The organism is Ursidibacter arcticus, assembly GCF_009761375.1.
Taxonomy (GTDB): domain Bacteria; phylum Pseudomonadota; class Gammaproteobacteria; order Enterobacterales; family Pasteurellaceae; genus Ursidibacter; species Ursidibacter arcticus.
Genome location: NZ_LEKM01000215.1, coordinates 1 through 4,404, shown reverse-complemented (window position 1 = coordinate 4,404; position 4,404 = coordinate 1). Strand labels below are relative to the sequence as shown.

At 37.7% G+C, this 4,404-nt stretch carries 4 protein-coding genes and 1 pseudogene; all 5 read right to left on the bottom strand.

Annotated elements, in window-relative coordinates:
* A pseudogene (locus A1D25_RS10255) lies at window positions 1–1,295 on the bottom strand (S-layer family protein); the annotation flags it as partial.
* A gap of 133 nt (window positions 1,296–1,428) precedes the next feature.
* Window positions 1,429–1,758 (bottom strand): hypothetical protein, encoded by a 330-nt coding sequence (locus tag A1D25_RS10250; RefSeq protein WP_157395579.1) that lies wholly within the window; start codon window positions 1,756–1,758, stop codon window positions 1,429–1,431.
* A gap of 96 nt (window positions 1,759–1,854) precedes the next feature.
* Window positions 1,855–2,055: a CPCC family cysteine-rich protein gene (locus tag A1D25_RS10245; protein WP_157395578.1), complete on the bottom strand. Its 201-nt coding sequence runs from the start codon at window positions 2,053–2,055 to the stop codon at window positions 1,855–1,857.
* Between the two features lie 75 nt (window positions 2,056–2,130).
* Complete coding sequence (locus A1D25_RS11315; protein ID WP_476718493.1) at window positions 2,131–2,448, bottom strand: MafI2 family immunity protein; 318 nt, start codon at window positions 2,446–2,448, stop codon at window positions 2,131–2,133.
* Between the two features lie 4 nt (window positions 2,449–2,452).
* Window positions 2,453–4,404, bottom strand: a 1,952-nt coding sequence (locus A1D25_RS10240) for a VENN motif pre-toxin domain-containing protein (protein WP_205420610.1), incomplete at its 5' end; no start/stop codon positions are given.

The window sequence follows — 4,404 nt, the reverse complement described above, 5'->3', positions numbered from 1 at the left end:
AATGTTCCACGACTTTTCGTGTGGTGATATTCGGCAAAATCACTGAATGTACTCGCTGTGCTTAACACTAAATCATTCTTCGCAATAGCAGACAACTTCGCTTTCGCTTCCAATGTTGCACCTTCCGAGTAAATATGATGCCCTTTCAGCACAACATCGCCAGCTCCTTTTATATGATTTACCGCAACATCTTGGACTTTTTCATTACGATAATGGTTACCACCGCCCATTTTCTCATCAAAGCCCACGGCTAAAGCGGTGAGATTGAGGTTGTTTTTTGCAGATATGTAGCTTTGACCCTTGCCGTCATTGATAATGTCGGCACCGGCAATATTGATGTCATTTGCTTGAATTTGTAGCCTACCATCTGAGCCTTTAACGTGCAGCAAACCTTTGCGAGCAATCGTGGTGTCGGTGCGTTGATAGCCTTGTTCATTCACCGAAGTGGTATGTGTCGTACTGCTGTGGTTAAAATTACCTGCAACCTTAAGCAGTATTGCTCTGTCTGCTTCAATCGCCCCACCGATATTCTCTACATTACCGCTGATGTTGCCTGTAATGGTTCCGGCTTGAATATTGCCACTGTTGCGAATACTGTCGCTGTCAAAACGGACTAATTCTCTTCCTGCGACTGTGCCGTTATTGATAAACTCGCCACCACTGTGTTTTACGCTATTCCCTGAGAGCAAAACACCGTTACCCGTTATGTCGCCTTTTTTCACCACGGCATACACTTTCGGCACTAGCACATTTTCCACTTGACCGTTTGGCAACCTAATCTTTTCACTTTCCAGCCATACAATATCTGTGGTAAGTTGTGCCACTTGGTTTGCTGAAAGCGTAATCCCTGGGCGTAAGTTGAATTTCTGTGCAAAGGTAATACCTGCATTCATTAAGCCTCGGTATTGGCTATTAAAATCCGTATAGTTGCCAACAAACTGTCTGCCCGTTAAGCGGTTAATTTGTTCACGTACAAGACGTTGTTCGTAAAAACCATCACCCAGGCGTTTTTGAAGGGTGTTTGGTTCATAACGTAATGCATTAAACATATAATCCGAACTGAGCCAGCGTTTATTGTTGGTAAAGTCTGGGTCAGTTTCAATGAGTACACGGTTAGTCGGGTTCGTATTTACTCGATACAATACATTTTGCGGAATCACTAAATTCGGCTGAATACTGCGGATTTCTTGTTGCTCGTTCAGTGTAATGCGTACCAGTGGGCGAGCAAGCGAAAAGCCACTTGTATCAAATACAAGCGGTAAATTTACCACTAGAATTTGCAAAATTTTAATCATAAACAACCGCTTGTATTATCCCAGTGTTCCACATTGTATGCTGTGAACAATTTGTATGATGAAGAAGCCTGTATTTTCAAGGCTTCTAATAAGGTCAAATTATAAACAATATATTTTATTGAAACATCTCCAATTAACCAATATATTGTTCATTATATTCAAATTTTGTTTTAATCTTGTTATCTTGAAAAGATAAAACAAATTTTCTCCACTGTCCTCCTGTTTTATTAAACATTATAGAACGCAACCTTTCACTCAAATCCTCCAATAAATTCTCATTAAGAATATCAAAATCATTTTGAGATACTACAGTATCATTTAATTTATAAACTAACCCCATACTAGCCCAACCTTCTTTTTCATTTATCTTATATACATATTCAAATGAATTAAATTTCACAATATCTACTATTGAAATAACTTCATATATTTTATTTATAGTTTCAATTTCTTCATTAATCATTTTTTACTTGCCTCATTATTAAATTTTAATTTCTCTTGTTTTACACCATCAATTGAGAACTGAAATTCCAATCTGTCAGGTCTACTTGAACTAGGATCATTTCTCAGCATTATTAGAAAATTTTAAGAAACATTCTCTTGATTCATTCAAACTAAAAGAATTAGCTCCTCCTCTAAAATTAGGATCATCAAATTGAATTGGATCATCTTCCCAACCACAAACACTGCATATCTCATACTCTCTTTCTTCTGAAAGAGTATTATTATGGCAACAAGGACATTTATACTTATTTATCATTTTTGTTTCTCCCAATAATTTATACCGGCTTCAAGTTTAAACATTGTCTTAGGAACAACATGATACTGACATACATCAGGAGATGCACATCACCGGGGATTCGTAACGTTTATATACACATATATAATCTTTAAAATATAAGATGTTGGGATAGTCTAACCTGATCAAATTTTCGCTAATATTATAATTTTCGTCAAAATGAGATATCAAATCTGTACCAATTTCATAGATCATTTCTTTCCAATAATCAGAGGTTTCACCATCAACTATGATATACAGGTATATGCAATTATTTTTTATTTTTACATATACCCCCCTAACTTCTTTTGTTATTTTTCCAATTAAGGCATTCTGTATGGATATTCGTAGCCTTATAACTTCTTCATTTATCATGAAATTAATCCTCATTTGGTTTAGCCGGTACTATATGATATCCATTTTTACTATAATGAATAATACCTATTTTTGTTGGAGTGCTTTTTCCCGTTATAGGATCAATGTAATCACCTATAATTTTATTGAAATTTATTCTTTCTTTTGATCCAGGAAGACCTACTTCAAGCTTTCCAACTTGTTGTCCTGTTCCTGCATAACCTTTTAAAGAATTTAAATCAATAGTAACAATACTTTTTTTCTGATCATTGGCAATAGCAACTTTATATTCATTAGTATTTTTTAAATGTTTATTTTGTTTAGATATTTCAATTTCCAAACTAGAGAAATCTATATTGCTTGTTTTATAGTTAGTTGTTTCCCCAACCACATCCAGTTTATTACCCGAATTAACCTCTTTCGGCACACTTTTCGAAAAATCACCACTTAATGCCGATTTCCCAACATTGCTTGTTCCGATTAAACCGGCTGTACTCGCAATAACATCTCCCCATTGAGTAAATTGATTTACACTACCTTTCGGTAAATCAAAACGTGCCTCAAAATCCGCATATGCTTTTTCTTTACTCGCCGTTAAAATCGAATACTGTTCGGAGAATGAAACTGCTTTCTTATAATCCCCCTCATATTTTGTTGAATATGCGGTGTAAACAGGGTAAGCATAGGCGTAACTTAACTCTGAACCTGAATAACTTGCTTTGGCAGCATCCACTTGTTTACTTTCCTCTCGACAAGTTGGGGACATTTTATCGACACAAGAAGAGACTAATTTAACATCTCGAGCCTTATCTAATTTATTGATTTCAGCAAGCTCTTGCTGTTCCAATTGGGTGATAGTACCGCTTCTTGCCTTTTGTTCCAGTTCATATTTTCGAGCCGCCTCATTTTTGAATAGATAATTATTCTCCACCGCCCATTTCCCAATCTCAGCGCCTGCCACAAAATTACTCGTGCTATCACCAACTAAACCACCGCTTAATCCTGCCGCAATTTGGCTTAAATTTGCGACATTTTGTTTTTGACTATCGCTTAAATCCTCAGGATTGTCTGTGCCATAAAGCGTTTTCATTATATAAGGTGCTGCCACTTCTGCCGTTAAGGCTCCCAATGCACCGGCTACAGCATTGTTGCCAGTAATGCGAGCTTCTAACGCACCTAATATAGCGTGAGCAATTAGATTGGCTTCTTTATTATCGCCCGTTTGTATTTTGATAAGTTTGTTCAGATATGGCGAAGCTGCACCGACAGCAGCTTGTTCTACACTGCCTGTTGCCAAACCTTGTAATGCTGCCGTAGCTGCTCTAATCCCCATTTGCAAATTACTACCTAAGCCATATTCAGCCTCTATTGATTGAGCTTGAGCTTTAAGCTCTGCGGCTTTCGCTGGATTTTCTTTCTCTATCGCTTCCGCTTCTTGGCGTTTGGCTTCCGCTTCTTTGAGATGATTACCCACCAAATGATGAATACCTGCTTGCGAAAGTTCACCTATCACTTGTGCCATTTCTTGACGTTCTTGTGCTTTGGTTAGGTCTTGCTTTTCTAACTTCTGATTCGCACCTGCCACATCTCTATTCAGGCTTTGAAGTGTTTCTTCTACTGTTTTGCCTGTGAGAGCCTTCTGTTTGTCGCTGTCAGTAATGGTAAGATTGATATTTTGACTGATGGCAGAATGTGTTTGGCTACGTTCGCTTTCATTCATATTCCCCAAGGCACTTAATGCTGCACCCATTGCCATCGTTGCCATTTGTGACATATCCGTACTGGCACCTACACTGATGGTGCTAATTTTGATGTCGCTGTGGTTTTCAATATTTTCAGTCGTCAGCGTACCTGTCTTCATTGTGTGGTTCGCTTTATCACCTTGAGCATTGATAATGCCACCTTTTAAGTGGGTGTTTTCTGTTACATTGATAGTCGAGCTTTCGTTGATATGAAGGCCCGATTGCTGAGTTACTT

What these genes read in the sequence shown, in the direction of transcription:
- A1D25_RS11315 (WP_476718493.1), bottom strand. Translation starts at nt 2,448, where the DNA reads ATGATAAATGAAGAAGTTATAAGGCTACGAATATCCATACAGAATGCC.
- A1D25_RS10250 (WP_157395579.1), bottom strand. Translation starts at nt 1,758, where the DNA reads ATGATTAATGAAGAAATTGAAACTATAAATAAAATATATGAAGTTATT.
- A1D25_RS10245 (WP_157395578.1), bottom strand. Translation starts at nt 2,055, where the DNA reads ATGATAAATAAGTATAAATGTCCTTGTTGCCATAATAATACTCTTTCA.